Genomic DNA, 22,075 nt, shown 5'->3' on the forward strand with positions numbered 1-22,075 from the left:
TTCCGCCTCACGCCCGCTCACCACACTGCCCTCCACATCCACTGGCGGAGAGCCTCCTTGAAACACCCCCTGTTCACCAAACTGGCCGCGCTCGCGGCCATCACCCTGCTCCTGCTGTTCGGCCTGGGCCTCATCGAAGACGTGGTGCGCGACCGCCAGCGCTACCGCACCCTCACCGCCGACGGCGTGGCCCGCAGCCTGGCGGGCTCGCAAACCCTGCTGGGGCCGCTGATCCACAGCGCCTGCGTGGAAAGCTGGGATGCCGTGACCGGCACCGGCAGCGAGCGCACCACGGTCGAGAAACGGCGCGAGTTCGTTCTCACCGCCATGCCGGACTCCCTGCAATTGCGCGCCGGCACCGCCATGCAGGAGCGCTCGCGCGGCGTGCACAAGGTCAACACCTACACCTTGAAAGCCCATGTCGCCGCCGAGTGGTCGTCGCTGGCGAGCCTGCGGCCGGACACCACCGTGCAGGGCTCGCGCATGCAGTGCGGCGCGCCCCTCCTGATGATGGCGGTGGGCGACGCGCGGGGCATCCGTGCGGCCCAGCTCACCGTCGGCGGGCAGGCGCTGGCCCTGAAGCCCGGCACCTTCCACTCCGCCTACCCGCGTGGCCTGCATGCCCCGCTGCCCGAAGCGCTGGTGCAGCGGCGCGAAGGCGACACGGGCCCGTTCAAGGCCGAGATGGACCTGGAACTCGTGGGCACCGAAAGCGTGGCCATCGTGCCGCTGGGCAGCCAGACCCAGGTGCAGATGGACGGCAGCTGGCCCCATCCCTCGTTCGCCGGCCGCTTCCTGCCGTCGGAGCGCACCGTGGGGGACAAAGGCTTTTCCGCGCTGTGGCGACTGTCGTCGCTGGCCAGCACGGCCCAGCAGGACGTGGCCGCCGGCCGCCCCGTGTGCGAAGCAGCGGCCACGGCGGACCGCGCGTATGACGCAGCACCCACCGACGGTCGCGGCTGCGCCGACAGCTTCACCGTGGCCTTCGTGGACCCGGTCAACCCCTATTCCCTGAGCGACCGCGCCACCAAGTACGGCGTGTTGTTCATCGCGCTCACTTTCGTGGCGGTGGGCCTGTTCGAGCTGATGAAACGGCTGCGGGTGCATCCGGTGCAGTACCTGCTGGTCGGCAGTGCGCTGTGCAGCTTCTTCCTGCTGCTGGTGAGTCTGTCGGAGCACCTGCCCTTTGGCGTTTCATATGCCGTGGCGGCCAGCGCATGCGTGCTGCTGCTGGCCTATTACGCCAGCCACATGCTGGGCAGCCTGTGGCTCGGCCTGCCATTCGGCGCCGGCATCGGGCTCCTCTATGGCCTGCTGTATCTGCTGCTGCAACTGGAGCAGACGGCGTTGGCCGTAGGCGCCATCGCACTGTTCCTGGTGCTGGCCGCCGTGATGGTGCTCACGCGCCGGGTGAACTGGTACGGCCTGACCGCGCAGCGCCCCCTCTCCACCACCCGCACGGAGGCCGCATGAGCGCACCATCGTCCTGGCCGGGCCACCGGGCCATCCCATGGGACACGCACCTGGCCGCGCAAGCGCAGCCGCAGCCCCTCGAACACGGGCTGTCGATGGCGCAGGCGCAGCGCCTGCAGCGCTACCACGACCGCCTGCTGTGCGCCCTGGCCGCGCGGGACCGCGAAGCCTTGCGCCAGGCCAAGCAGGGCATTTTGAAAGCCGCCTACGGGCCTGCGGCCGCGGACGCCGCCTGCCCGGCCTGGCGCCGGGCCATGCGAACGCTCTCCTGGCAGATGGCCGCCCTGCTGCTGCCCCGGGGACGCCAGTAGCACCCTGCCGCTGCAACTTTCAGGCAGCGACCGCTTCGCGCGCCAGGGCCGGCACAGCGGCATTCCCCGTGTGGGTGGCGCCGTCGTCGCCCGAACACGCACCGCCGCAGCCGTGAATGGCCTGGGCCGGTAGCGCGCCCGGTGCGTGCACGGTGCCGGTGGCGGGATCGAAGCCCACGCGGCGCAGGTGCAGGGCCAGCGCCGCATCCATGGTCTGCGTGTGCTGCGGAAACCAAAGGGCCAGTTCGGACGCCATGCGGCGCAGCACGGCCAGCTCGCCCGCCTCGGCCTGCGCCGAGCCTTCGCGCAGCACCTGCAGCACGACCTTGTGCTGCAGGCTGTGGCAGTTGCCCGAGGCGAAGCGGGTGGCGGCCATCCAGTCGTCCTCGCGGGCGAAATGGTCGGCGGTGTGATCCACGAGGGCGTGCCAGGCGGCCAGAAGCTGCGCATCGGGCGCGGCTTCCACGGCGCCCAGCAGTTCCACGAACTCCTGGTGGGTTTCATCCATGAGGGGAAGGTCGAGGGAGAGGCCCTCGGACCATTGCAGTGCAGCAGCCATTTCCAGTCCTTGCAGTCCAGTGGAAGGCCAGCTTACGAGGCGTGCAGGCACGCGGCTTTGATGCAGGTCAGTGTGGCGGCAATGGCGCCAAGCGCCCGTGCCGAGGTCCGAAGCCCCGGCAACGCCAACAAAAAAGGCTCCGCAGTGCGGAGCCTTTTTTTGCCCATCCATCCCACCCGCTCATTCAAGCGCGGGGACGGAACAGCGGAGTTCGTCTTACTGGTTGTAGACGCGCTTCAGGTCAGCAACGCACTTGTCCTTCACGTCGCCAGTTGCAGCATCGCAACGCTCCTTGGCGGCCTTGTATTCGGCTTCGCGCTTTTCTTCGGCCGCGTCCTTCTTCACTTCGGCGACCTTGGCATCTTTCTTGGCCATGTTGTCCGAAGGCTTGGCCTGGGCGCGGGCGACCTTGGCGTCTTCCTTGGCCTTCACGTGGGCGGCCTTGGCATCCTTCACGCAGACGTCCTTGGCATTGCCTTGCTGGTCATCGCACTTTTCCTTGGCGACGTCGTAGGCAGCGTCGGCGCGGGCTTCGCTCACCTTGTAGGTGGCCTTGTCGCTGGGCTTGTACTGGGCTTCCAGTTCGGCCTTGGCGACCTTCTCGGCGCCCTTGGCTTCCTTCATGCAGACGTCCTTGGCATTGGCCGTCATGCTGTCGCACTTTTGCTTGTTGGTCTTGTAGTCGGCAGAGATGCGGTCCTTGGCGGCGCTGTGCTCTTCCTTGGTCATGGCCATACCGCTGGTGGCAAGAAGGCTGGCGGCGACAATAGCGAGCAGGTTGCGTGCGTGTTTCATGTTTTTTCTCCTGAGTGTCTGTAAAGGGGTGCGGATGCCGGTATGCCTTTTTGGCGGAACCGGCGATCACCACTGGTTTTCTAGGGGTCGGAACGGGATTGATTACTTGTCGAAACGGAATTCGGGGTGGCGGTCTTGCCAGGACTTCAGTTCCTTTTCAGCCGCATCCTTGGCCAGGCCCTGACGCTCTTGCAGCTTGCCCAGGAACTGGTCACGCTTGCCGGCCACGACGTCCAGGTCGTCGTCCGTCAGCTTGCCCCATTGCTCCTTGATCTTGCCGGTGAATTGCTTCCAGTTGCCCTTGACGGTGTCTTCATTCATGGCACAAGTCCTCTTGGTTATTCGCTCCAGCCCTCCATTCCGAGAAGGTTTGGAAACCTGGCTGAATGCGATGGACGAACTGTAAAAGTGCCCCCTCGCACCAGGCGTAGTCATCCGGGGACAGCACGCGTCAGCCCAGGCCTACGGTTGGTAAGGACAAAAAAAGGGGCGTGCAATGCACGCCCCTTTCGGCTAATGGCTGCGCAGCTCAGTGCGCCAGATGCAGGCCGCATTCGCGGTTGTCCTCGCCCTTGGTGGGGTCCACATAGTCGAAATTGTTGGGCAACTGGTGGGCCACCAGGTATTCGTACAGGTCCTTGGACGACCAGTGCAGCAGCGGCGCGACCTTGATCAGGCCGTCGGGGTTGATGCTCACCGGGTCCATCTGCGCGCGCACGGCCGTGTCGGTGGCGCGCAGCGCGGTGAACCACACCTGCGGGGCCATCTCGCGCAGCGCGCGGGCGAAGGGCTCGAGCTTGACCTCTTCGGTGAAGGCGGTATGCCGCGGATCGTCGAGCGCGGGCGCCGGGCCTTCGACGGCTTCGCGGTGGGCGCGCGAGCGGCGCGGCAGGTAGATCGACAGGTTCAGGCCGAGCTGCCGGGTGACCTCGTCGGCGAACTGGTAGGTCGCCTCAGTGTTGTAGCCGTTGTCCATCCACACCACCGGCACGTCGGGCCGGGCCCGCGTGACCATGTGCAGGATGACGGCCTCGAACGGCCGGAAATTGGTGGTGACGATGGTGGGCCGGCCCAGGCCCACGGCCCAGTCCACGAGGCCCTGGGCGTCCTTGCCGAGTTCGGCGTTGATTCTTGCGAGGTCGATGCTGCTCATTCCATGCTCCAACGGGACCGGGCGCCAGCGGCCCGGTGCGACGGGCGATTGTGCCTTTAGCCCTGCCCGGCCGCAGAAGGCCGGCCACGCGCCCCTGCCGCCCACCGGGGCAACGAAACGCCGGCCCACGGCAAAAATACAACAATAAGAATCATTCCCATTCTCTTTTTATAATCGGCGTTCCATGACGCATCCCGCCTCGCTTCCTCCACCGGCCGAGCCCCTGCTCGCCGCCCTGGTGAAGCACTACGAAGACCTGGTGGGATCGCTGCGGCACCGCTTTGGCGAGGAGTGCTTTCCGCGCGAGATCGTGAACGACCTGTGCGTGCGACTGCTGGAGCGCCCCGTGCCCGGCGAGATCGCCAATCCGCTGGCGTTCTTGCGCTGCGTGGCGCAGGACCTGGCCATCGACCGCCACCGCGCCCAGGCCCGGCGCCGCGAGACGGCGCACGAGCACCCCGAGGCGGACGCTCCCGACCGCCCGGCCGCGCCGCTATCGCTGCCGGAGCTGGCGCTGGCCGCCCACCAGCGCCAGCGGGCGCTGCTGGCCGCCATCGAGCAACTGCCGCAGGCCAGCCGAGAGGCGTTCATTCTCACCAAGCTCTACGGCATGCCGCAGGACGAGGCCGCCCGGCGCATGGGGGTGTCGCGCGGGATGGTCGCCCGCCACCTGGCGCGCGCCCTGCGCGACGTGGAGCCGGTGCTGAACGAAGGCGCCGGCCATGCCGCCCGCTGATTCCGCAGCCGCACCGGCAGCCCGTGCGGCCGGCGCTGGCAGCCTTTCCGCGCGCGGCGCGGGCCGCCGCGCCCACCTGCCCATCGACGACGCCCTGGCGCCATTCGCCGACCTGCTGCGCCAGCACCTGCCCACGCCCGAAGACATCGAACAGGCCGCCGCCCAGCGCCGGGAGCGCCGCTCGCGTTCAACGAAGGCCCGCACCGCAGGCGCCGCCACGGCATTGGCAGTGGCTGCCGTAGCAGGGGTGCTGTGGGGCGACCCGGCCCTGCACCGCGAGACGCTGGCGGCTGCCGTAGGCGAGCGGCAGGCCCGCCCGCTGCCCGACGGCAGCACGGTGCGCCTGAACAGCGGCGCCCGCGTGGAAGTGGCCCTGCATCTGCGCTCGCGCCGCCTGTCGCTGGTGCGCGGCGAAGCGGCGTTCGAGGTGGCTCACGCGCCCTGGCACGCCTGGGCGCCCTGGCTTCAGCGCCCCTTTACCGTGCAGGCGGGCGAGGTGGCGGTGGAGGACATCGGCACCGTCTTCAACATCCGCCGCGACTTCAGGCCAGCGGCCGACAACGGGTCTGAAAGTGAGCCGGAAAGTGGCGCCGACATCACCGTGCAGCAGGGCAGCGTGCGCGTGCACGCCGGGGCCGGCGCGGCACCGGTGCTGCTGCATGCGGGCCAGGCGCTGCACACCCGCACGGGCAAGGCCCTGCCCGCCCCCGTGGCCGCGGACACCGCCCGCGTCGCCGCGTGGCAGGCCGGCCGGCTGCAACTGGACGCCACGCCGCTGGCCGACGCCGTGGCCGAGATGCAGCGCCACCGCCGTGCCCCCATCGTGCTGGCCGACCCGCATGCGGCGGCACTGCGCATCTCCGGGCAGTTCGACCTGGACCGCATCGACCAGCTGATCGACCTGCTGCCCCGCCTCGCCCCGGTGCGGGTGGAACGGCAGGCCAACGGCGGCGTGGTGATCGGCCTGCGCCAGGACCATCAAAAACCATAGCAGAACGCCGGCGTCTTTATTGCGGTAGAGCCTGTTTTGATGCATGGCCCGGCTGGCGGTGGACGGCATGCCGAAAGCGGCCAACCATGCCCCGCGCCACTTTTTTCGATCCGCCATGTGTACAAACCCGCGCGCTGCATCGGCTCACAGGCTGACGGGCGCGCCATGCCTGCCCTTTTCTTCCCGTTCTTCACCGATTTCTTTCAGGAGCTTCCATGCCGATCCCCCAACACCGCCGCCCGCCACACCGCGCCCGCTGGGCTGCGCTGGCCGCCGCGCTGTGCATCGCCGCCACCGCCGCCCAGGCCCAGCCCGTCGCGGTGGACCTGCCCGCCCAGCCCCTGGCGCAGTCGCTGAACGCGCTGGCGCGCCAGAGCGGCGTGCAGATCGTGTTCGTCACCGACATCGCCCAGGGCCAGCAGGCGCCGGCGGTGCGCGGCACGCTGGAGGTGCGCGACGCGCTCCAGCGCCTGGTGGCCGGCACCGGGCTGGTGGTGCGCGCGCAGGATGCCCGCACCTTCACGGTCGAGCGCGCGGGCACCGCCCCCGCTGGCAGCGCCTCGGGGGCCGCGGGTGCTGCGGCGGCCGGCGCCACCATGAGCGAGGTGCGCGTGCAGGCGGCGCGCGGTGAGGACACGGCCTACAACGCCGCCTCGTCCGCCAGCGGCACCAAGACCGAGGCCCCGCTGCGCGACGTGCCGCAGACCATCGACGTGGTGCCGCAGCAGGTGATCCGCGACCAGGGCGCGACCTCGATGCAGGACACCCTGCGCAACGTGGCGGGCGTGGGCCTGTCGCACGGCGACGGCCAGCGCGACCAAGTCAGCATCCGCGGCTTCACCAGCATCGGCGACCAGTTCGTGGATGGCTTCCGGGACGATGCGCTGTACTTCCGCGACCTGTCCAACATCGAGCGCGTCGAGGTCGTGAAGGGCCCCGCCGCCGTGCTGTACGGGCGCGGCTCGTCCGGCGGCCTGGTCAACCGCGTGACGAAAAAGCCCGGCACGGACGTGTCCGACATCGCGCTCAGCGTGGGCAGCTGGGCCGACAAGCGCGCCGAGTTCGACGTGGGCCGCGCGCCCTCGGGCAGCGACTGGTCCTGGCGCGTGACCGGCGCGGCCGAGGACGCCAACAGCTATCGCAGCCAGCAGTTCCTGGAGCGCCAGGCGATCGCCCCTTCGGTGCTGTGGAAGCCCGACGGCGCCACCTCGCTGCTGCTGCAGGCCGACTACCTGCGCGACAAGCGAGTGACCGATTTCGGCATTCCGGCCTACCGGGGCCGCCCGGTCAACGTGCCCGCGGGCACGTACTTCGGCTCGGCCAATGCGCGCGATGCGGACACCTCCGAGTCCACCGTCAGCTCGTTCACCGCCACGTTCAGCCACCGCTTCTCCGACACGCTGCGCGTGCGCAACGCCCTGCGCTACTACCACTACGACCTCGATCGCCAGAACACCCTGCCCGCGGGCACCACGAACGAGGCCGCGGGCACCGTGGCGCTCACGCGTTCGGGCGTGGACCGGCGCGAGCGCGGCGTGTTCAACCAGACCGAGCTGATCCAGAACCTGCGCACCGGCCGCGTCGCGCACGAAGTGCTTTACGGCCTGGAGCTGGGCCAGCAGAACAAGGATGCGATCTCGTTCACCGGCGGCACCCTGGGCAACGTGAATCTGTGGAACCCGGTGCTGCCGGTGGCGCCGCTCAACGGCGGCGGGGCCGTGTCGGCCAGCGCGCTGAACCGCTACCTGACGCGCGCGCTCTACGTGCAGGACCAGATCACGCTGTCTCCCGAGTGGAAGGTGCTGGCCGGCCTGCGCTACGACCGCTTCGGCCAGGAAACCGACAACCGCCCGGCGGGCCAGAGCGATTTCGAGCGCACGGACACCACCTGGAGCCCGCGCGCGGGCCTGGTGTGGCAGCCCACGGCGGCGCAGTCGTACTACGTGTCGGTGAGCCGCTCCTACCAGCCCTCGGCCGAGATGTTCGCGCTGTCGGCCACCAACACGGCCATCCAGCCCGAGCAGACGACCAACTACGAGGTGGGTGCCAAGCTCGACCTGCTGGACGGCCGCGCCACGGCCACGGCCTCGCTGTTCCAGCTGGAGCGCACCGACATCAAGACCACCGACCCGGCGCAGCCCACGCAGCTGATCCCCATCGGCACGCAACGCACCCGCGGGCTGGAGCTGTCGCTGGCAGGCGAGCTGGCGGCGGGCCTGCAGGCCACGCTGAGCTACGCGCTGCTGGACACGCGCATCACGCGCTCCACGGCCACCGACGCCGGCCAGGCGGTGCAGGGCAAGCGCGCCACGATCACGCCGCGCAACGCGTTCTCGGCCTGGCTCACCCAGCGCCTGGGCGACGACTGGAGCGTGGGCGGCGGCATCAACTACGTTGGCGACCGCTTCGCCAACCCGGGAAACACGGTGACCCTGCCGTCCTACGTGGTGGTGGACGCCATGGCGCAGTACCGCATCGGCAAGGCGACCACGGTGCAGCTGAACCTGCGCAACCTGTTCGACCGCAACTACATCGTCTCGGCCCACGGCAGCAGCCCCAATTTGAACCTGCCGGGCGCGCCGCGCAATGTGACGGTGACGCTGCGGCACAGCTTTTGACGGGGACCACCGGCCTTTCAGGGATTGGTCCCAAGCAGGAAACCTCTCAGAACAGTCAATAGGTTTTTATCGAACATTCCTTCCTATGGAACAATCCGGCCCGGCGCGCGAGAACGGCCGGTTTTTGCGCAGAGGTCACACAGGAAGAAAAGAACAATGCCGCTTGCCTACTGGTTCCGGGAGGGATCTGCGGAGCCCATCGAGAATGGGCGGATTCAATATGGACCGGGGAAGGGCTTGCCCAAGCTGGTGTTCGAGGGGTTGAACAACTCCCAAAAACTCGTCAAGAAGATCGCTACCGTCGATCCAGTGCGAAAGAAGATCATCCTGATCCAGCCTGGGGAGAAAGCCTTGTATGCCTCGGGTTTGCGGGAACGGGGCATCGATGGCTACCTGTATCTGTTCGCGCATGCGAACGCAGATCGCCTCCAGGGAGTGACAAAGATTGTAGGAATTACGAGTGTTATCCACCAAAGCGGCATTTGGCATGGGCAGCCGATCCTGATCGATGCGTGCAATGCCGGAGCCTCGCCCGATGGCGTCGCCAGCGTCCTGGCCAGGGCCCTGGGAACGTACGTCACCGCGCCCACCACGACCACTTGGAACCAGCCTCTCGGCGGCGCAGCCATCGGCCAAGGTGCCTTCGAGAAGCTGCCTGGCGCACTGGAGCGGCTGGCCATCCCCAACTTCCTGCGCCCGGGGCAATGGCGCACCTGGGGCCCCGACGGACAACCCATCGCCACCACGCGCACCTCGCCCCGCGATGGCGGCGAACTCGTCAAGGGTCCGCTGGCCCAGGAACTGCTGAGGAAACGATGATGCTGCCGCGATGGTGGAAGCGCATCGGCTGCGGTTTCCAACTGCTTCTGATCTTCTCGCTCCTGATAGGCACCTACACAGCTTGGTGGTGGATCGACAGCGCTCGCACCTGCGAGACGCAGGACGAATACAACCTTCGGGGCATCTGCCTCATGCGGATACAGGAGCGCGCCGAGCAAGGCGACAACGCCGCGCAATGGACGTATGGCGCCTACCTCGAAACGGAACGCCGGGAGCAGGAGGCGCGTGTCTGGCAAGTCAGGGCCATGCATGGCGCCCAAGACGGGCTGGATATGCGCGACGAAATGATCGGCTACTGTGATCGCAAACCCGGCTTCGAGGCCCGCACCGTCGAGAGCATCATGCTGCGCGTCGTGCAAACCAGCCCCGACGCGCACCTGACCCTGCTTCAACTCTATACCTACCCTGGCTGCGGCGCACTGGACCTCGACAAGGCCAGCGCGCAGATTCCCCTGCTGACACAGTGCGCGCATCTTTCCATCGAGCACTATCTGCGCACGGCTTCGGAAAAGCATTACCGCGTGCCGCTTGCCACCCGCGCAGCCATCCGCTCGAACATATCCCTCTGCGAAAAGGAGCTGGCAGACCCGCCCCCAATGGGCACCACTGTCCGCGAGTTCATGCCTGTGCGGCGACAGAGCCTGGATGCCCTCTCGCGCAGCCTCGCCGCGCTGGAACCCTGAGATGCCCCTTCCGAAGACCAGGGCGCCCACGGCATGGTGGAAGCGTCTCGGCTGCGGCCTTCAACTGCTATTGATCTTCTCTCTCCTGATCGGCGCCTACACCGCGTGGTGGTGGATCGACAGCGCTCGCTGCGACAAGCAGGACGAGTATTCCTATCACGGCATCTGCCTCATGCGCATACAGGAACGCGCCGAGCAGGGGGACAACGCCGCGCAATGGGCCTATGGCGCCTACCTCGAAACAGAACGCCGGGAGCCGGAGGCGCGTGTCTGGCAAATCAGGGCCATGCACGGCGCCCGCGACGGGCTGGATCTGCGCGGCGAAATGATCGGGTACTGCGACCGCATCCCCGGCTTCGAGGCGCACAACGTCGAGGCCGTCATGCTGCGCGTTGCGCAGAACAGCCCCGACGCGCATCTGCGCCTGCTGCACCTCTATACCACCCCCCGCTTCCGTTGCAGCGCCTTCGACCTCGACAAGGCCGGCGCGCAGATTCCCCTGCTGACGCAGTGCGCGCACTTTGGCATTGCCGACTACCTCGAACAGGCCGCCAGTGCGCATCACCGCGTTCCGCCTGCCACCCGTGCGGCCATCCGCTCGAACATGGCTCTCTGCGAAAAGGAACTGGCAGGACAGGCGCCCCCGGATACGACTGCGCAGGAATTTATGCCGGTACGGCGAGAGGACGTGGATGCCCTGTCTCGCCGCCTCGCGGCGCTGGAACCCTAAGATGCACCGTCCGAAGGCCGAGGCGCCCATGGCATGGTGGAAGCGCATCGGCTGCAGTTTTCAACTGCTCTTAATCTTCTCTCTCCTGATCGGCACCTACACCGCGTGGTGGTGGATCGACAGCGCTCGCACCTGCGAGACGCAGGACCAGTACACCCTTCGCGGCATCTGCCTCATGCGCATACAGGAACGCGCCGAGCAGGGTGACAACGCCGCGCAATGGGCCTATGGCGCCTACCTCGAAACGGAACGCCGAGAGCAGGAAGCCCGCGCCTGGCAACTCCAGGCCATGCACGGCGCCCGCGACGGACTGGACCTGCGCGGCGAAATGATCGGCTACTGCGACCGCATCCCCGGCTTCGAGGCGCACAACGTGGAGGCCGTCATGCTGCGCGTTGCGCAGAACAGCCCCGACGCGCATCTGCGCCTGCTGCACCTCTACACCACCCCCCGCTCCCGTTGCAGCGCCTTCGACCTCGACAAGGCCGGCGCGCAGATTCCCCTGCTGACGCAGTGCGCGCACTTTGGCATTGCCGACTACCTCGAACTCGCCGCCAGCGAGCATTACCGCGTGCCACTGGCCACCCGCGCAGCCATCCGCTCGAACATGGCCCTCTGCGAAAAGGAACTGGCAGACCCGCCTCCCCTGGGCACCACCGTCCGCGAGTTCATGCCGGTGCGGCGAGAGGACCTGGATGCCCTGTCGCAGCGCCTCGCGGCGCTGGAACCCTGAACCGCTCCCCTTACCGCCCCATCTGCTCCAGCCACTGCGCGATGTCCTGCGCGGCCTGGGCCGTGGCGTCGGCCAGGGCGCGGGTGCCGCCGGGCGCATCGGCCGTGGCGGCGGGGCGCTGGACCAGGAACACGCGCTGGGCCAGCAGCTTTTCGCCGGCCGGCGTGGATTCGGCAATGGACACGCGCAGGCGCACCAGCCCCGCGCTGGTGGCAGGCGCGCTGAACACATGGCTGAACTCTTCGATCTCCAGGCGCAGCAGGGCCGGCAGGGCGCCGCCCTCCAGGATCTGCGCGGCGCCTTCGTCGCCCGTCAGCACGGCGCGGCGCAGGCCCAACTGGTCGCGCACGGCCTTTTGCACCAGTTGCGCGGGCGGCTGGCTCCAGCGCGCCTGGTTGTAGGGGCGCAGGCGGCGCGCGTCGTCGTAGGCCAGGCGGTACAGCACGGCGGTGCTGCCCTCGACCGGGCCGGTGGTGGTCACGTCGGCCAGGGCCAGGGGCGGCAGCGGCGCGCGGCGGTCGGAGGGCGCGGCCTCCATCAGGCCGGGGCCGAAGTCGTACACCTCGGCGCGCGCGGGCGGCGCGGGCAGGGCCGAGCAGCCGGCCAGCACGGCGGCGAGTGCCAAGCCAAAAACGGCTCCAGCGCAATGAACACGGCGGCGATTTGCTATCATTTTCATAGTATCCATGGCAGGCGCTCTCAGGGTTTGACGACGACGGGTGCCTCGAAGCCGGGCTCGCCCGGCCCGCCGGCGGCAGTGCCCGATCCGTAGATGAGCGACTGCGGGTTGTCGCTGATGGTGCTGGCGGTGCGGCCCAGGCGGCGCACCGCGCGCGAGGTCTCGTCGGCGGCGTGGTTCAGACGCGGCAAGGTGACGCGGCCGAAGCGGTCGGCGGCGGAGGCCAGCGACTTGGAGCCCTCGGCGATCTGGTCGATGGGGCCGCCCTCGGCGCTCAGCTGCTTGACGGCGGTGCCCACCTCGTTGGCCGCGGCGGAGGCGCTGTTGCCGGCCTGGCGCAGCGCCTGCAGCGTCTCGCGCGCATCGCTGGCCACGCCGGGCACGGCGGCCAGCGCGGGGTCGAGCCGCTGCACCACGGTGGCGTCCAGGCGCTTCATCAGCGCGCTGGCGTTGCCGGCGGCCTGGCCCAGATTGTCGATGGCAGTGGCGATGCGCTTTTGGTTGTCGTCGCTCAGCAGGTCGTTGATGCGGCCCGTGGCCTCTTCCACCTGCGAGAGGATCGCGGGCCCCTGCTCGGCCAATTGGCCGAAGGGCGAGGTCTTGAGCGGCAGGCGCGGCAGGCCGCTCGATCCCTTGGGCAGCGGCGGCTCGGCCTGCTGGCCGTCGTCCAGCAGCACGTGGGCCAGGCCCGTCACGCCCTGGTAGCCCAGCACGGCGAAGGTGGCCGGGGTGACGGGCGCCTGGTCGCTCACGGCGATGCGGATCAGCACGTTGCCGGCCACGTCGGGGTCGAAGCCGATGCGCACCACCTTGCCGACCGCCACGCCCTTGTAGCGCACGGCGGCCTGCGGCTGCAGCCCGCCCACGCTCTGCTTGCTGGACAGCTCGTAGAGCTGGTAGCTGGTGTTGTCGCGGGTGAGCCAAAGGCCCAGCCCCGCGAGCAGGGCCGCCACGACGACCACGAAGATGCCCGCAGCGAGGGCGTGGGACTTGTTTTCCATCAGGCGTCCTTGGTCGAGGGCGAAGCCGGTGCGGGCGCCATGGCGCGCCGGCCGCGTTCGCCGAGAAAGAAATGTTGAATGAACGGGTGGTCGAAGTGCACGACCTCCTGCGGGGGGCCGGAGACGATGACCTTCTTTTCGGCCAGCACGGCCACGCGGGTGCTGAGCGCAAACAGCGTGTCCAGGTCGTGCGTGACCATCACCACCGTGAGGCCGAGCGCGGCGCGCAGTTCGCGCAGCAGTTCGCAGAAATCGTCGGAGCTGTTGGGATCGAGGCCCGCGGTGGGCTCGTCCAGCAGCAGCAGGGGCGGGTCCATGATGAGCGCGCGCGCCAGGGCCACGCGCTTGATCATGCCGCCCGAGAGGTCGGCCGGCATGCGCGTGGCGTGCTCGGGCTTGAGGCCCACCATCTGCAGCTTGACCATGGCCGCATCGCAGACCAGGTCGCCCGGCAGCGTGCCCTGCTCGCGCAGCGCGAAGGCCACGTTGTCGAGCACGTTGAAGGCGGAGAACAGCGCGCCCTGCTGGAACAGCATGCCCACGCGGCTGGCGGCGCCGGCGCGGCCCATCTCGGCGGCGGGGCGGCCCAGCACCGTCACCTCGCCCTTGGCCGGCCGCGTGAGGCCCAGCATCTGGCGCAGCAGCACCGTTTTGCCGGTGCCCGAGCCGCCCACCAGGGCCAGCATCTCGCCGCGGCGCACGGTGAGGTCGAGGTTCTCGTGCACGGCGAAGGCCTCCTTGCCCTTGCCGAACACAGTGGACAGCCCCTTGATCTCGACCACCGGCGGCGCGTCGGCGGGCGGGGCCTGCGGCGCGGTGTGCGCGGCGGGGGCGGGGATGAGCGAGGTGTCGTCCATGGCGTCAGATCCCGAGGTTCTTGAACGCGATGGCGAACAGCGCGTCCACGATGATCACCATGGTGATGGAGCTCACCACCGAGGCCGTGGTGCCCTCGCCCAGGCTCTGCGTGTTGGGCTTGACGCGCAGGCCCCAGTGGCAGCCGATGAGCGCGATGGACACGCCGAACACCACCGACTTGGCCACCGCCATCACCAGGTTGGGAAAGCTCACCGCGTTGGGCAGCGCCTGCACGAAGTAGGCGGGCGACACGCCCAGCGCGAGGTCGGCCGCGAGCATGCCGCCGGCCAGCGCGCACAGCGTGGTCCACACGGCGATCAGCGGCATGGCCACGGCCAGCGCCACGGCGCGCGGCATGACGAGGCGAAAGCCGTGCGCAATGCCCATGACGCGCATGGCATCGAGCTCTTCGGTCACGCGCATCACGCCGATCTGCGCCGTGATGGACGAGCCCGAACGGCCCGCCACCAAAATGGCCGCGAGCATGGGGCCCAGCTCGCGGATCAATGAAATGCCCAGGATGTTGACGATGAACGACTCGGCGCCGAACTGCCGCAACTGCAGTGACATCAGGTAGGCCAGCACCACCCCGATGAGAAAGCCCACGATGGCCGTGATGGGCATCGCCGTCGCCCCCATGCGGTAGAGGTGGCCCGACACGTCGCGCCAGGGCGCGCGGCGCGGCGAGCGCGCGGCACAGAAAAGATCGATGAACAGCTGCCCCACCAGTTCGAGCAGATGGAGCATGTGCGAGACCGCGTGCAGCACCTGCACGCCGAGCCGGTCCACCTGCTCGGCCAGCCGCCAGGGCGTGTCGGGCGGGCGGATGCTGCTGAATTCGGCCACGCGCTGGAGCATGTCGCGCTGGCTGTCGTCGAGTGCCAGCCGCTCGGGCCAGGCGCGGCCCCAGTGGTTCCACAGCAACTGCGCGCCCACGTGGTCCAGCCACTGCAGGCTGCGCAGGTCCCAGCCGGTGGCGGGACCGCCCCGCGTTTCGGACAGCTGGGCCGACACCGCGCGCCAGTGGCGGCGCGTGCCCAGCTCCGCCGCACCCCAGCGGCCGTGCAACACCACACAGGGGCCGTCGGGCGTGTCGTCTCGGGTGATGCGGGGCTGGCTGTCGTCTTCGGTCATGGAGGGGGGCGGGAGAAGCTGTGCATGGTAGCGGAGCGGATGGGCTGGGCTGCGTCAGCGCAGAGCGCGTCCCTGCGCAGGGTGGGGGCCGCGTGAATTATGATCAAAACGGCCCCCAGCGCAATATCTTCTAGGGCATATAGCTATAAAAATAATAGCAATCGGCTGTTTCCCTATCGACAGCGGCCCGGCGCTACGCACAATGGCCGGGCACTGCCGCAATGCCCTCACAGCCCCCATGAGCGACACCACTTTCGACTACATCATCATCGGCGGCGGCACGGCCGGCGCCCTGCTGTGCAACCGCCTGAGCGCCGGTGGCCGCTACCGCGTGCTGCTCATCGAGGCCGGCCGCAAGGACGACTACCACTGGATCCACATCCCGGTGGGCTACCTGTACTGCATCGGCAACCCGCGCACGGATTGGCTGTACCACACCGAACCCGACGCGGGCCTGAACGGCCGCAGCCTGCGCTACCCGCGCGGCAAGACGCTGGGCGGGTGCAGCAGCATCAACGGCATGATCTACATGCGCGGCCAGGCGCGCGACTACGACCAGTGGGCCGACATCACGGGCGATGCGAGCTGGCGCTGGGACAACGCCCTGCCCTATTTCCGCCGCCACGAAGACCACTGGCGCCTGGATCAGCCCGATTCCGCGAGCGAATCGTTCAAGCGCCTGCACGGCAGCAAGACCACCGGCGGCACGGGAGAGTGGCGCGTGGAAAAGCAGCGCCTGCGCTGGGACGTGCTGGACGCCTTCGCCCAGGCCGCGCAGCAGGCGGGCATTCCGGCCACCGACGATTTCAACGGCGGCGACAACGAGGGCGTGGGCTACTTCGAGGTCAACCAGAAGGCCGGCTGGCGCTGGAACACCGCCAAAGCCTTCCTGCGCCCCACCTGCTACGGGCGGCCCAACTTCGAGATGTGGACCGCCGCACAGGCCACCAAACTGTTGATCGACCCCCAGCCCGACGGCTCGCGCCGCTGCACCGGCGTGCAGGTGTGGACCGGCGAGGAGATGGTCACCGCCCACGCCACGCGCGAGGTGGTGCTGAGCGCGGGCGCGGTCAACTCGCCGCAACTGCTGCAGCTGTCGGGCATCGGCCCGGCGGCGCTGCTGCGCGAACACGGCATCAACGTGGTGCACGACCTGCCCGGCGTGGGCGCCAATTTGCAGGACCACCTGCAGATCCGCGCGGTGTTCAAGGTGAACGGCGTGCCCACGCTCAACATGCTGGCCGGCAGCTGGCTGGGCAAGGCGAAGATCGGGCTCGAATACGCCTTCAAGCGCAGCGGGCCCATGAGCATGGCGCCGTCGCAGCTGGGCGCCTTCACGCGCAGCTCGCCCGACCAGGCCCACCCCAACCTCGAATACCACGTGCAGCCGCTGTCGCTTGAGGCTTTCGGCGAGCCGCTGCACGCCTTTCCCGCCTTCACCGCCAGCGTGTGCAACCTGAACCCCACCAGCCGGGGCACCGTGCACATCAAGGGCCCCGACTTCCGCACCGCGCCGGCCATCGCACCCAACTACCTGAGCACGCCCGAGGACCGCCAGGTCGCCGCCGACAGCCTGCGCGTGACGCGCCGCATCGTCGCCCAGCCGGCGCTGGCGCCCTACCAGCCCGAGGAATGGAAGCCCGGCGTGCAGTTCGAGACCGACGAGGACCTGGCGCGGCTGGCCGGCGACATCGCCACCACCATCTTCCACCCCGTGGGCACGACGCGCATGGGCCGCGACGGCGACCCGATGGCGGTGCTGGATTCGCAGCTGCGCGTGCGCGGCATCGACGGCCTGCGCGTGGTGGACGCGGGCGCCATGCCCACCATCACCAGCGGCAACACCAACTCGCCCACGCTGATGCTGGCCGAGAAGGCCGCCGAATGGATACGGCAGGCGGCACAGGCGCAGGCCCAAGCGCCCGGGGCCGAGGCGGTCGTCGCCGCCATGCGCTGATCGCCCATCCTGGCCCGCCGCGATGCAGGCGGCGCCCCAAGAGCGGCGCTCAGCCGCGCTCCGGATCGGCCAGCGGCTCCCGGCGCTGCGCCGCCGTTTTCGCCCAGACCGCCCCCACCGCCGCGGCCGAGCCTGCCAGCCACAGTGCGGAAGACGCCGTCTGCAGCCGCACGGCCTGGCTGGCATCGCGGCCCGATACCTGGACGGCCGCCGCGCTCAAGCCGGCCGCGGCCAGGTTGGCGATGCCGCTCACGCCCTGTAGCAGCCCCGTGGCGGCATGGGTGGCCGTCGTGCCCACGGCGCCGAGCGCCATCGCCGCGCCGCTGGCGGCCCAGGCGCCAGCGGAGCCGTAAGCGATCGCGCGCTGCACCGGCCCCAGCGTGAACGGGGCGGCGGCGCTCAGCCCACCCGCCGCCACGGCGAAAGCGTTCGCCCCGGTGGTCCAGACGCGGTACGGCACGTTGCCGACTTCGCCCACCATGCCGGCGCCCGCCCACAGGCTGCCGCTGACCGCGGCCGTGGCCTGCGCGGCGCGGGGCACCGCGGCCAGCCGGGCCGATGCCAGGGACACGGCCGCGGCGGTGGCATCCATCAACGGGGCGCTCCAGGCGGACACGGTGCGCGCCGCGCTCCAGGGCGATCCGGACGGGGCGCCGGCCAGCAAGGGCGCGTGCACATCGGCGGCCACCGCATGCTCTCGTACTTCATCCGGCTGCGCCGATGGCGCCTCTGGCTCGGGCACCGCAGCCGCCGGCATGGCGGGCCGGGGCGACTCGGCGCCTGGCGCACCCAGCGCCCCGGGTGCCGACGCAGAGCGGGGCAGCACCGCAGCCCGGGGCGGCAAGGCCGCGCTCGGCGAAGGGGTCTGCGCCGCGCCGCGGGCCTGCAGCCCTGCGGGGGCGGACGCCGTTCGGCGCAGCGCAGGGTGCGGGGTGGCCGGCTGCGCGCCCCGTGTTTGATGCGCGGGCGGTGCGGACGATGCGGACGATGCAGGCAGTGCCGCAGGAGCGGAGACGGTTCGGCGAAGGGAAAGATCGGTCATGGGGAAAGGCTCGGCAAGGGGGATGCGAAAGAGTCCGCCGATTGAAGCCCGGCCCGCGTAAAAACCGTGAAAAAAAGCCATGGCGGCCACACCCGCACTTCGCCCATCCCGCAGCCGCTTCGCCACGCCCACCAGCGAACGCCCTACGCGCAGCCCCGGCGCCCCAGAACGGTGTGCGGGAAACCACCAATGCACCATCAGAGTGCACTCGTTACAGTTCATCCACTCGAAAACGCGCCCGTCGCGTCGAACGAGGGGACCGAGGAGACATCTCGAAGTCGAACAAACCATTCCGAGCATCCCCCTATAAGATGCCTTTTTTACAAAGCGCCGGCGACCCCGGCGCTTTTTCTTTGCCTGTTCGTGACGCACCGGGCCTGAGAGCCGCCGTCCGCCGCCATTGCGCTCTGCGGCAGCCCCGACAATCGGGGGATGGAATGGATCATTGTTTCTCTGGCGTCGCTGCTGGCCGGCTTCGTGGACGCCATCGTCGGGGGCGGCGGCCTCGTCCTGGTACCCGCCCTGTTCGCCACCTTTCCCAACGCGCCGCCCGCCACGCTGCTGGGCACCAACAAGAGCGCCTCCATCTGGGGCACGGGCATCGCCACCTGGCAGTACAGCCGCCGGGTGCAGATGCGCTGGCAGGCGATGCTGCCGGCCGCCGCGGCGGGCTTCGTGGGGGCCTTCGCGGGCGCCTGGACGGTGACGGTGGTCTCGGCGGATTCGCTGCGCAAGCTGCTGCCGCTCATCTTGCTGGCGGTGCTGCTGTATACGCTGGCCCGCAAGGACCTGGGGCGCCACCACACCCCGCGCTTCGAGGGCCGGATCGAGACGCGCCTGGCCTGCGCCATCGGCCTGGCGGTGGGGTTCTACGACGGCTTCTTCGGGCCGGGCACGGGTAGCTTCTTCGTCTTCCTGTTCGTGCGGCTGCTGGGCTACGACTTCCTGAACGCCTCGGTGTCGGCCAAGCTGCTCAACCTGGCGACCAACGTGGCGGCCATCATCCTGTTCGCGGCCAAGGGGCACGTGTGGTGGCACTTCGCGGTGCCGCTGGCGGTGGCGAACGTGGTGGGCAGCGTCATCGGCACGCACATGGCGCTCAAGCACGGCACGGGTTTCGTGCGCGGCATCTTCATCGTGGTGGTCAGCTCGCTGATCCTCAAGACGGGCTACGACGCATTCCTGCGCTGAGCATAAAAAGCCAAAGCGGGCCCGTTTTTTGCGCACCGGCTCAGGGTTTGCGGGTGTGCATGGCTTCATGCACGCCTTTTATAATGTGGCAATCCTGTGACCGCCCGTCCCCCGGGCGGCCCACTGGCCGCTGGTTCCGGCTTCGCTAACCGCCAAGCCGGATTTTTTGTACCTGAAACCACCCTGCGCAGGAACAACAGAGATGAAGATGTTCAAGACGATCGCCACCGTAGTGGCAATGTGTGCCGCTTTTTCCGTGCAGGCCCGCACGCTGGAGGCCGTCAAGAAGGACGGCAAGATCATCATCGCCACCGAAGGCCAGTTCGCGCCCTTCAACTACTTCCAGGGCACCCAGCTCACGGGCTTCGAGATCGAAGTGGCCAACCTGGTCGCCAAGAAAATGGGCCTGAAGGTCGAATGGAAGACGCTGGGCTTCGACGCCCTGCTGACCGGCCTGTCGCAGGACCGCTGGGATGCCGTCATCGCCTCGCACGGCGTGACCGAAGAGCGCGCCAAGGCCGTCACCTTCGCCACGCCCCACTATTGCTCGGGCGGCATGATCATCGCCACCGACCCCAAGATCCGCACCGCCAAGGACCTCACGGGCAAGATCGTCGCCGTGCAGACCGGCACCAGCTACCTGGAGAACGTGCAGAAGGTCGCCGGCATCAAGGAAATGAAGAACTTCCCCACCGATGTGGACGCCCGCAGCGCGCTCACCTCCAAGCGCGTCGATGCCTGGGTGACCGACAAGTTCGTGGCCAAGGAAGTGGTCGCCAAGAACCCCAAGGCGGGCCTGAAGCTCGGTGACATGCTCTTCATCGAGAAGATCGCCCCCGCCGTCTCCAAGGGCAACACCGGCCTGGCCGATGCATGGAACAAGGCCTTCGCCGAAGTGCTGGCCGATGGCAGCTACGCCGCCGTGTCCCAGAAGTACTTCAACGAAGACGTGCGCTGCGCGCCATAAGCCGCGGCGCCGGCTTCGGACCGCCCTCCTTCCATGCTCAATGCTCTATGGCCACAGCACTGGACCCGCCAGCACCGCAGCAATGCAACGCTGGTATCGGCCCTGCTGCTGATGGTGTTGGCGCTGGCCCTGCTGGGCCAGCTTCTTTCCTTCCTGCCTGACCCGATCGGACCGAACGCCCAGGCGTTCTCCGACGGCGCGCGCACCACGCTGTGGCTCACCCTGGTGAGCGGCAGCGTGGGCCTGGTGCTGGGCACCAGTGCCGCGCTCGCCCGCACCTCGCGCTGGATCGCGATGCGCTGGGTCGCCGGGTTCTACATCTGGGTCATCCGCGGCACGCCGCTGCTGGTGCAAATCCTCTTCGTGTACTTCGCGCTGCCGGTGCTGGTGCCGGGGCTGAACCTGCCCGACTTCGCCTCCGCCGTCGTGGCGCTGGGCCTGAACGTGGGGGCCTACAACGCCGAAGCCGTGCGCGCCGGCCTGCTGGCCGTGCCGCGCGGGCAGACCGAGGCGGCGCGGGCGCTGGGCCTGTCGCGCCTGCACGTGTTCTTCGACGTCGTGTTTCCGCAGGCCTTCAAGATCTCGCTGCCGCCGCTGGTGAGCAACTTCGTGGCGCTGCTCAAGGACTCGTCGCTCGCCTACGCCATCGGCGTGGTGGAGCTGACCAACGTGGGCAACCGCATCCAGTCGGCGACCTTCCAGCCCATCGCGACGCTCTCCACCGTGGCCGTCACCTACCTGCTGCTGACCACGCTGGTCACGCAGATCTCCAACGCCGTCGAGTACCGCTTCGACGTGGAAGGACGGGCCCAATGAGCCAGGCCACGCCCTACATCGTCGCCGACTGCGTGTGCAAGTCGTTCGGCGCGCACCAGGTGCTCAAGGAGGTGTCCACCACCTTCAACACGGGCGAGGTGACGGTCATCATCGGCGCCTCGGGCTCGGGCAAGAGCACGCTGCTGCGGGCCATCAACCGGCTGGAGCCGCACGACAGCGGCCGCATCACCATCGGCGGCACCGAGGTGACCGACGACCAGCGCACGCTGCAAAAGCAGCGCAGCGAGGTCGGCATGGTGTTCCAGCAGTTCAACCTGTTCGGCCACATGAGCGTGCTGGACAACGTGACACTGGCGCCCCGCCGCATCCACCGCACGCCGCGCGCCAAGGCCAACGAACAGGCCATGGCGCTGCTGCGGCGCGTGGGCATGCAGGACCATGCGCACAAGTACCCCTGGCAACTGTCCGGCGGGCAGCAGCAGCGCGTGGCCATCGCCCGCGCGCTGGCCATGGCGCCCAAGGTGATGCTGTTCGACGAGCCCACCTCCGCCCTGGACCCCGAGATGGTGCAGGAGGTGCTGGACGTCATGCGCGAGCTGGCCCGTGGCGGCATGACCATGATCGTGGTCACGCACGAAATGGGCTTTGCGCGCGAGGTGGCCGACCGCGTGATGTTCTTCGACCAGGGACGCATCGCGCACGACGCGCCGCCGGCCGAGTTTTTCGGCAACCCCGCCAGCGACCGCATCCGCGCCTTCATCGGCCGCATGAGTGGATGAACCGGGGAGGCACGTGCCTCCCCTTCCCGCTGCTGGCTACCGTCAATTTTCCGGCCCGCGCGCTTGCG

The 22,075-nt window shown here is 68.9% G+C and carries 23 protein-coding genes; 14 read left to right on the plus strand and 9 right to left on the minus strand.

Annotated elements, in window-relative coordinates; translation table 11 throughout:
- The first annotated feature begins 57 nt into the window (after window positions 1-57).
- A complete protein-coding gene (creD, locus tag M5C98_RS22385; RefSeq protein WP_272549694.1) occupies window positions 58-1,473 on the plus strand; it encodes a cell envelope integrity protein CreD in 1,416 nt (471 codons plus the stop codon).
- Window positions 1,470-1,784: a hypothetical protein gene (locus M5C98_RS22390; RefSeq protein WP_272549695.1), complete on the plus strand. Its 315-nt coding sequence runs from the start codon at window positions 1,470-1,472 to the stop codon at window positions 1,782-1,784. The genes creD and M5C98_RS22390 overlap by 4 nt, the downstream gene beginning before the upstream one ends.
- A 19-nt stretch (window positions 1,785-1,803) precedes the next feature.
- Here M5C98_RS22390 and M5C98_RS22395 read toward each other — a convergent pair whose 3' ends face one another.
- The 4 genes from M5C98_RS22395 to M5C98_RS22410 all read right to left on the minus strand — a co-directional run bounded on the left by M5C98_RS22395 (window position 1,804) and on the right by M5C98_RS22410 (window position 4,291).
- Window positions 1,804-2,343 carry a hemerythrin domain-containing protein gene (locus M5C98_RS22395; protein ID WP_272549696.1) on the minus strand — a complete coding sequence of 180 codons (540 nt, stop codon included), beginning with the start codon at window positions 2,341-2,343 and terminating at the stop codon, window positions 1,804-1,806.
- Window positions 2,344-2,559: 216 nt separating this feature from the next.
- Window positions 2,560-3,138 carry a hypothetical protein gene (locus M5C98_RS22400; protein ID WP_272549697.1) on the minus strand — a complete coding sequence of 193 codons (579 nt, stop codon included), beginning with the start codon at window positions 3,136-3,138 and terminating at the stop codon, window positions 2,560-2,562.
- 102 nt (window positions 3,139-3,240) lie between these two features.
- Complete coding sequence (locus tag M5C98_RS22405; RefSeq protein ID WP_272549698.1) at window positions 3,241-3,459, minus strand: CsbD family protein; 219 nt, start codon at window positions 3,457-3,459, stop codon at window positions 3,241-3,243.
- Window positions 3,460-3,667: 208 nt separating this feature from the next.
- Window positions 3,668-4,291, minus strand: coding sequence for a phosphoadenosine phosphosulfate reductase domain-containing protein (locus M5C98_RS22410; RefSeq protein ID WP_272549699.1), 624 nt, complete (start codon window positions 4,289-4,291; stop codon window positions 3,668-3,670).
- A gap of 184 nt (window positions 4,292-4,475) precedes the next feature.
- Here M5C98_RS22410 and M5C98_RS22415 point away from each other — a divergent pair, with 184 nt between their 5' ends.
- The 7 genes from M5C98_RS22415 (at window position 4,476) to M5C98_RS22445 (ending at window position 11,622) form a co-directional block, all read left to right on the plus strand.
- On the plus strand, window positions 4,476-5,027 hold the full coding sequence (locus M5C98_RS22415; protein WP_272549700.1) for an RNA polymerase sigma factor: 552 nt from the start codon (window positions 4,476-4,478) through the stop codon (window positions 5,025-5,027).
- Window positions 5,014-6,018, plus strand: coding sequence for a FecR family protein (locus tag M5C98_RS22420; protein ID WP_272549701.1), 1,005 nt, complete (start codon window positions 5,014-5,016; stop codon window positions 6,016-6,018). Before M5C98_RS22415 ends, M5C98_RS22420 begins: the two co-directional genes overlap by 14 nt.
- A 215-nt stretch (window positions 6,019-6,233) precedes the next feature.
- The gene (locus M5C98_RS22425) at window positions 6,234-8,636 is read left to right on the plus strand and encodes a TonB-dependent siderophore receptor (RefSeq protein WP_272549702.1); all 2,403 of its coding nucleotides are present in this window, start codon (window positions 6,234-6,236) and stop codon (window positions 8,634-8,636) included.
- Window positions 8,637-8,792: 156 nt separating this feature from the next.
- Window positions 8,793-9,455, plus strand: a complete 663-nt coding sequence (locus M5C98_RS22430) for a hypothetical protein (protein ID WP_272549703.1) — start codon at window positions 8,793-8,795, stop codon at window positions 9,453-9,455.
- On the plus strand, window positions 9,455-10,159 hold the full coding sequence (locus tag M5C98_RS22435) for a hypothetical protein (RefSeq protein ID WP_272549704.1): 705 nt from the start codon (window positions 9,455-9,457) through the stop codon (window positions 10,157-10,159). Before M5C98_RS22430 ends, M5C98_RS22435 begins: the two co-directional genes overlap by 1 nt.
- 1 nt (window position 10,160) lies before the next feature.
- A complete protein-coding gene (locus M5C98_RS22440; RefSeq protein ID WP_272549705.1) occupies window positions 10,161-10,889 on the plus strand; it encodes a hypothetical protein in 729 nt (242 codons plus the stop codon).
- Between the two features lies 1 nt (window position 10,890).
- Window positions 10,891-11,622 carry a hypothetical protein gene (locus M5C98_RS22445; RefSeq protein WP_272549706.1) on the plus strand — a complete coding sequence of 244 codons (732 nt, stop codon included), beginning with the start codon at window positions 10,891-10,893 and terminating at the stop codon, window positions 11,620-11,622.
- A gap of 10 nt (window positions 11,623-11,632) precedes the next feature.
- Here M5C98_RS22445 and M5C98_RS22450 read toward each other — a convergent pair whose 3' ends face one another.
- Genes M5C98_RS22450 through M5C98_RS22465 form a run of 4 tightly spaced genes read right to left on the minus strand, consistent with a single transcriptional unit; the run spans window position 11,633 to window position 15,294 of the window.
- On the minus strand, window positions 11,633-12,295 hold the full coding sequence (locus M5C98_RS22450) for an ABC-type transport auxiliary lipoprotein family protein (protein ID WP_442867205.1): 663 nt from the start codon (window positions 12,293-12,295) through the stop codon (window positions 11,633-11,635).
- Between the two features lie 26 nt (window positions 12,296-12,321).
- The gene (locus M5C98_RS22455; RefSeq protein WP_272549708.1) at window positions 12,322-13,302 is read right to left on the minus strand and encodes an MlaD family protein; all 981 of its coding nucleotides are present in this window, start codon (window positions 13,300-13,302) and stop codon (window positions 12,322-12,324) included.
- Window positions 13,302-14,159 carry an ABC transporter ATP-binding protein gene (locus M5C98_RS22460; protein ID WP_272549709.1) on the minus strand — a complete coding sequence of 286 codons (858 nt, stop codon included), beginning with the start codon at window positions 14,157-14,159 and terminating at the stop codon, window positions 13,302-13,304. The genes M5C98_RS22455 and M5C98_RS22460 overlap by 1 nt, the downstream gene beginning before the upstream one ends.
- A gap of 4 nt (window positions 14,160-14,163) precedes the next feature.
- A complete protein-coding gene (locus tag M5C98_RS22465) occupies window positions 14,164-15,294 on the minus strand; it encodes an MlaE family ABC transporter permease (protein ID WP_272549710.1) in 1,131 nt (376 codons plus the stop codon).
- Between the two features lie 238 nt (window positions 15,295-15,532).
- Here M5C98_RS22465 and M5C98_RS22470 point away from each other — a divergent pair, with 238 nt between their 5' ends.
- Entirely contained in the window at window positions 15,533-17,251 is a 1,719-nt protein-coding gene (locus tag M5C98_RS22470; RefSeq protein ID WP_272549711.1) for a GMC family oxidoreductase, read from the plus strand.
- A gap of 49 nt (window positions 17,252-17,300) precedes the next feature.
- Here M5C98_RS22470 and M5C98_RS22475 read toward each other — a convergent pair whose 3' ends face one another.
- Window positions 17,301-18,293, minus strand: a complete 993-nt coding sequence (locus tag M5C98_RS22475; RefSeq protein ID WP_272549712.1) for a hypothetical protein — start codon at window positions 18,291-18,293, stop codon at window positions 17,301-17,303.
- Between the two features lie 432 nt (window positions 18,294-18,725).
- Here M5C98_RS22475 and M5C98_RS22480 point away from each other — a divergent pair, with 432 nt between their 5' ends.
- From M5C98_RS22480 to M5C98_RS22495, 4 genes are all read left to right on the plus strand, one after another.
- Complete coding sequence (locus M5C98_RS22480; RefSeq protein WP_272549713.1) at window positions 18,726-19,484, plus strand: sulfite exporter TauE/SafE family protein; 759 nt, start codon at window positions 18,726-18,728, stop codon at window positions 19,482-19,484.
- Window positions 19,485-19,686: 202 nt separating this feature from the next.
- The gene (locus M5C98_RS22485) at window positions 19,687-20,451 is read left to right on the plus strand and encodes an ABC transporter substrate-binding protein (RefSeq protein ID WP_272549714.1); all 765 of its coding nucleotides are present in this window, start codon (window positions 19,687-19,689) and stop codon (window positions 20,449-20,451) included.
- Window positions 20,452-20,484: 33 nt separating this feature from the next.
- Complete coding sequence (locus M5C98_RS22490) at window positions 20,485-21,267, plus strand: amino acid ABC transporter permease (RefSeq protein ID WP_272549715.1); 783 nt, start codon at window positions 20,485-20,487, stop codon at window positions 21,265-21,267.
- Complete coding sequence (locus M5C98_RS22495; RefSeq protein WP_272549716.1) at window positions 21,264-22,007, plus strand: amino acid ABC transporter ATP-binding protein; 744 nt, start codon at window positions 21,264-21,266, stop codon at window positions 22,005-22,007. Before M5C98_RS22490 ends, M5C98_RS22495 begins: the two co-directional genes overlap by 4 nt.
- Window positions 22,008-22,075 lie beyond the last annotated feature (68 nt).

This window comes from Acidovorax sp. NCPPB 3576 (genome assembly GCF_028473605.1).
In the GTDB taxonomy this organism is placed as follows: domain Bacteria; phylum Pseudomonadota; class Gammaproteobacteria; order Burkholderiales; family Burkholderiaceae_C; genus Paracidovorax.

Excerpts from the sequence above, each read along its gene's own strand:
- M5C98_RS22390 (WP_272549695.1), top strand. The coding sequence starts at position 1,470 with ATGAGCGCACCATCGTCCTGGCCGGGCCACCGGGCCATCCCATGGGAC.
- M5C98_RS22395 (WP_272549696.1), bottom strand. The coding sequence starts at position 2,343 with ATGGCTGCTGCACTGCAATGGTCCGAGGGCCTCTCCCTCGACCTTCCC.
- M5C98_RS22400 (WP_272549697.1), bottom strand. The coding sequence starts at position 3,138 with ATGAAACACGCACGCAACCTGCTCGCTATTGTCGCCGCCAGCCTTCTT.
- M5C98_RS22405 (WP_272549698.1), bottom strand. The coding sequence starts at position 3,459 with ATGAATGAAGACACCGTCAAGGGCAACTGGAAGCAATTCACCGGCAAG.
- M5C98_RS22410 (WP_272549699.1), bottom strand. The coding sequence starts at position 4,291 with ATGAGCAGCATCGACCTCGCAAGAATCAACGCCGAACTCGGCAAGGAC.
- M5C98_RS22415 (WP_272549700.1), top strand. The coding sequence starts at position 4,476 with ATGACGCATCCCGCCTCGCTTCCTCCACCGGCCGAGCCCCTGCTCGCC.
- M5C98_RS22420 (WP_272549701.1), top strand. The coding sequence starts at position 5,014 with ATGCCGCCCGCTGATTCCGCAGCCGCACCGGCAGCCCGTGCGGCCGGC.
- M5C98_RS22425 (WP_272549702.1), top strand. The coding sequence starts at position 6,234 with ATGCCGATCCCCCAACACCGCCGCCCGCCACACCGCGCCCGCTGGGCT.
- M5C98_RS22430 (WP_272549703.1), top strand. The coding sequence starts at position 8,793 with ATGCCGCTTGCCTACTGGTTCCGGGAGGGATCTGCGGAGCCCATCGAG.
- M5C98_RS22435 (WP_272549704.1), top strand. The coding sequence starts at position 9,455 with ATGCTGCCGCGATGGTGGAAGCGCATCGGCTGCGGTTTCCAACTGCTT.
- M5C98_RS22440 (WP_272549705.1), top strand. The coding sequence starts at position 10,161 with ATGCCCCTTCCGAAGACCAGGGCGCCCACGGCATGGTGGAAGCGTCTC.
- M5C98_RS22445 (WP_272549706.1), top strand. The coding sequence starts at position 10,891 with ATGCACCGTCCGAAGGCCGAGGCGCCCATGGCATGGTGGAAGCGCATC.
- M5C98_RS22450 (WP_442867205.1), bottom strand. The coding sequence starts at position 12,295 with ATGATAGCAAATCGCCGCCGTGTTCATTGCGCTGGAGCCGTTTTTGGC.
- M5C98_RS22455 (WP_272549708.1), bottom strand. The coding sequence starts at position 13,302 with ATGGAAAACAAGTCCCACGCCCTCGCTGCGGGCATCTTCGTGGTCGTC.
- M5C98_RS22460 (WP_272549709.1), bottom strand. The coding sequence starts at position 14,159 with ATGGACGACACCTCGCTCATCCCCGCCCCCGCCGCGCACACCGCGCCG.
- M5C98_RS22465 (WP_272549710.1), bottom strand. The coding sequence starts at position 15,294 with ATGACCGAAGACGACAGCCAGCCCCGCATCACCCGAGACGACACGCCC.
- M5C98_RS22470 (WP_272549711.1), top strand. The coding sequence starts at position 15,533 with ATGAGCGACACCACTTTCGACTACATCATCATCGGCGGCGGCACGGCC.
- M5C98_RS22475 (WP_272549712.1), bottom strand. The coding sequence starts at position 18,293 with ATGACCGATCTTTCCCTTCGCCGAACCGTCTCCGCTCCTGCGGCACTG.
- M5C98_RS22480 (WP_272549713.1), top strand. The coding sequence starts at position 18,726 with ATGGAATGGATCATTGTTTCTCTGGCGTCGCTGCTGGCCGGCTTCGTG.
- M5C98_RS22485 (WP_272549714.1), top strand. The coding sequence starts at position 19,687 with ATGAAGATGTTCAAGACGATCGCCACCGTAGTGGCAATGTGTGCCGCT.
- M5C98_RS22490 (WP_272549715.1), top strand. The coding sequence starts at position 20,485 with ATGCTCAATGCTCTATGGCCACAGCACTGGACCCGCCAGCACCGCAGC.
- M5C98_RS22495 (WP_272549716.1), top strand. The coding sequence starts at position 21,264 with ATGAGCCAGGCCACGCCCTACATCGTCGCCGACTGCGTGTGCAAGTCG.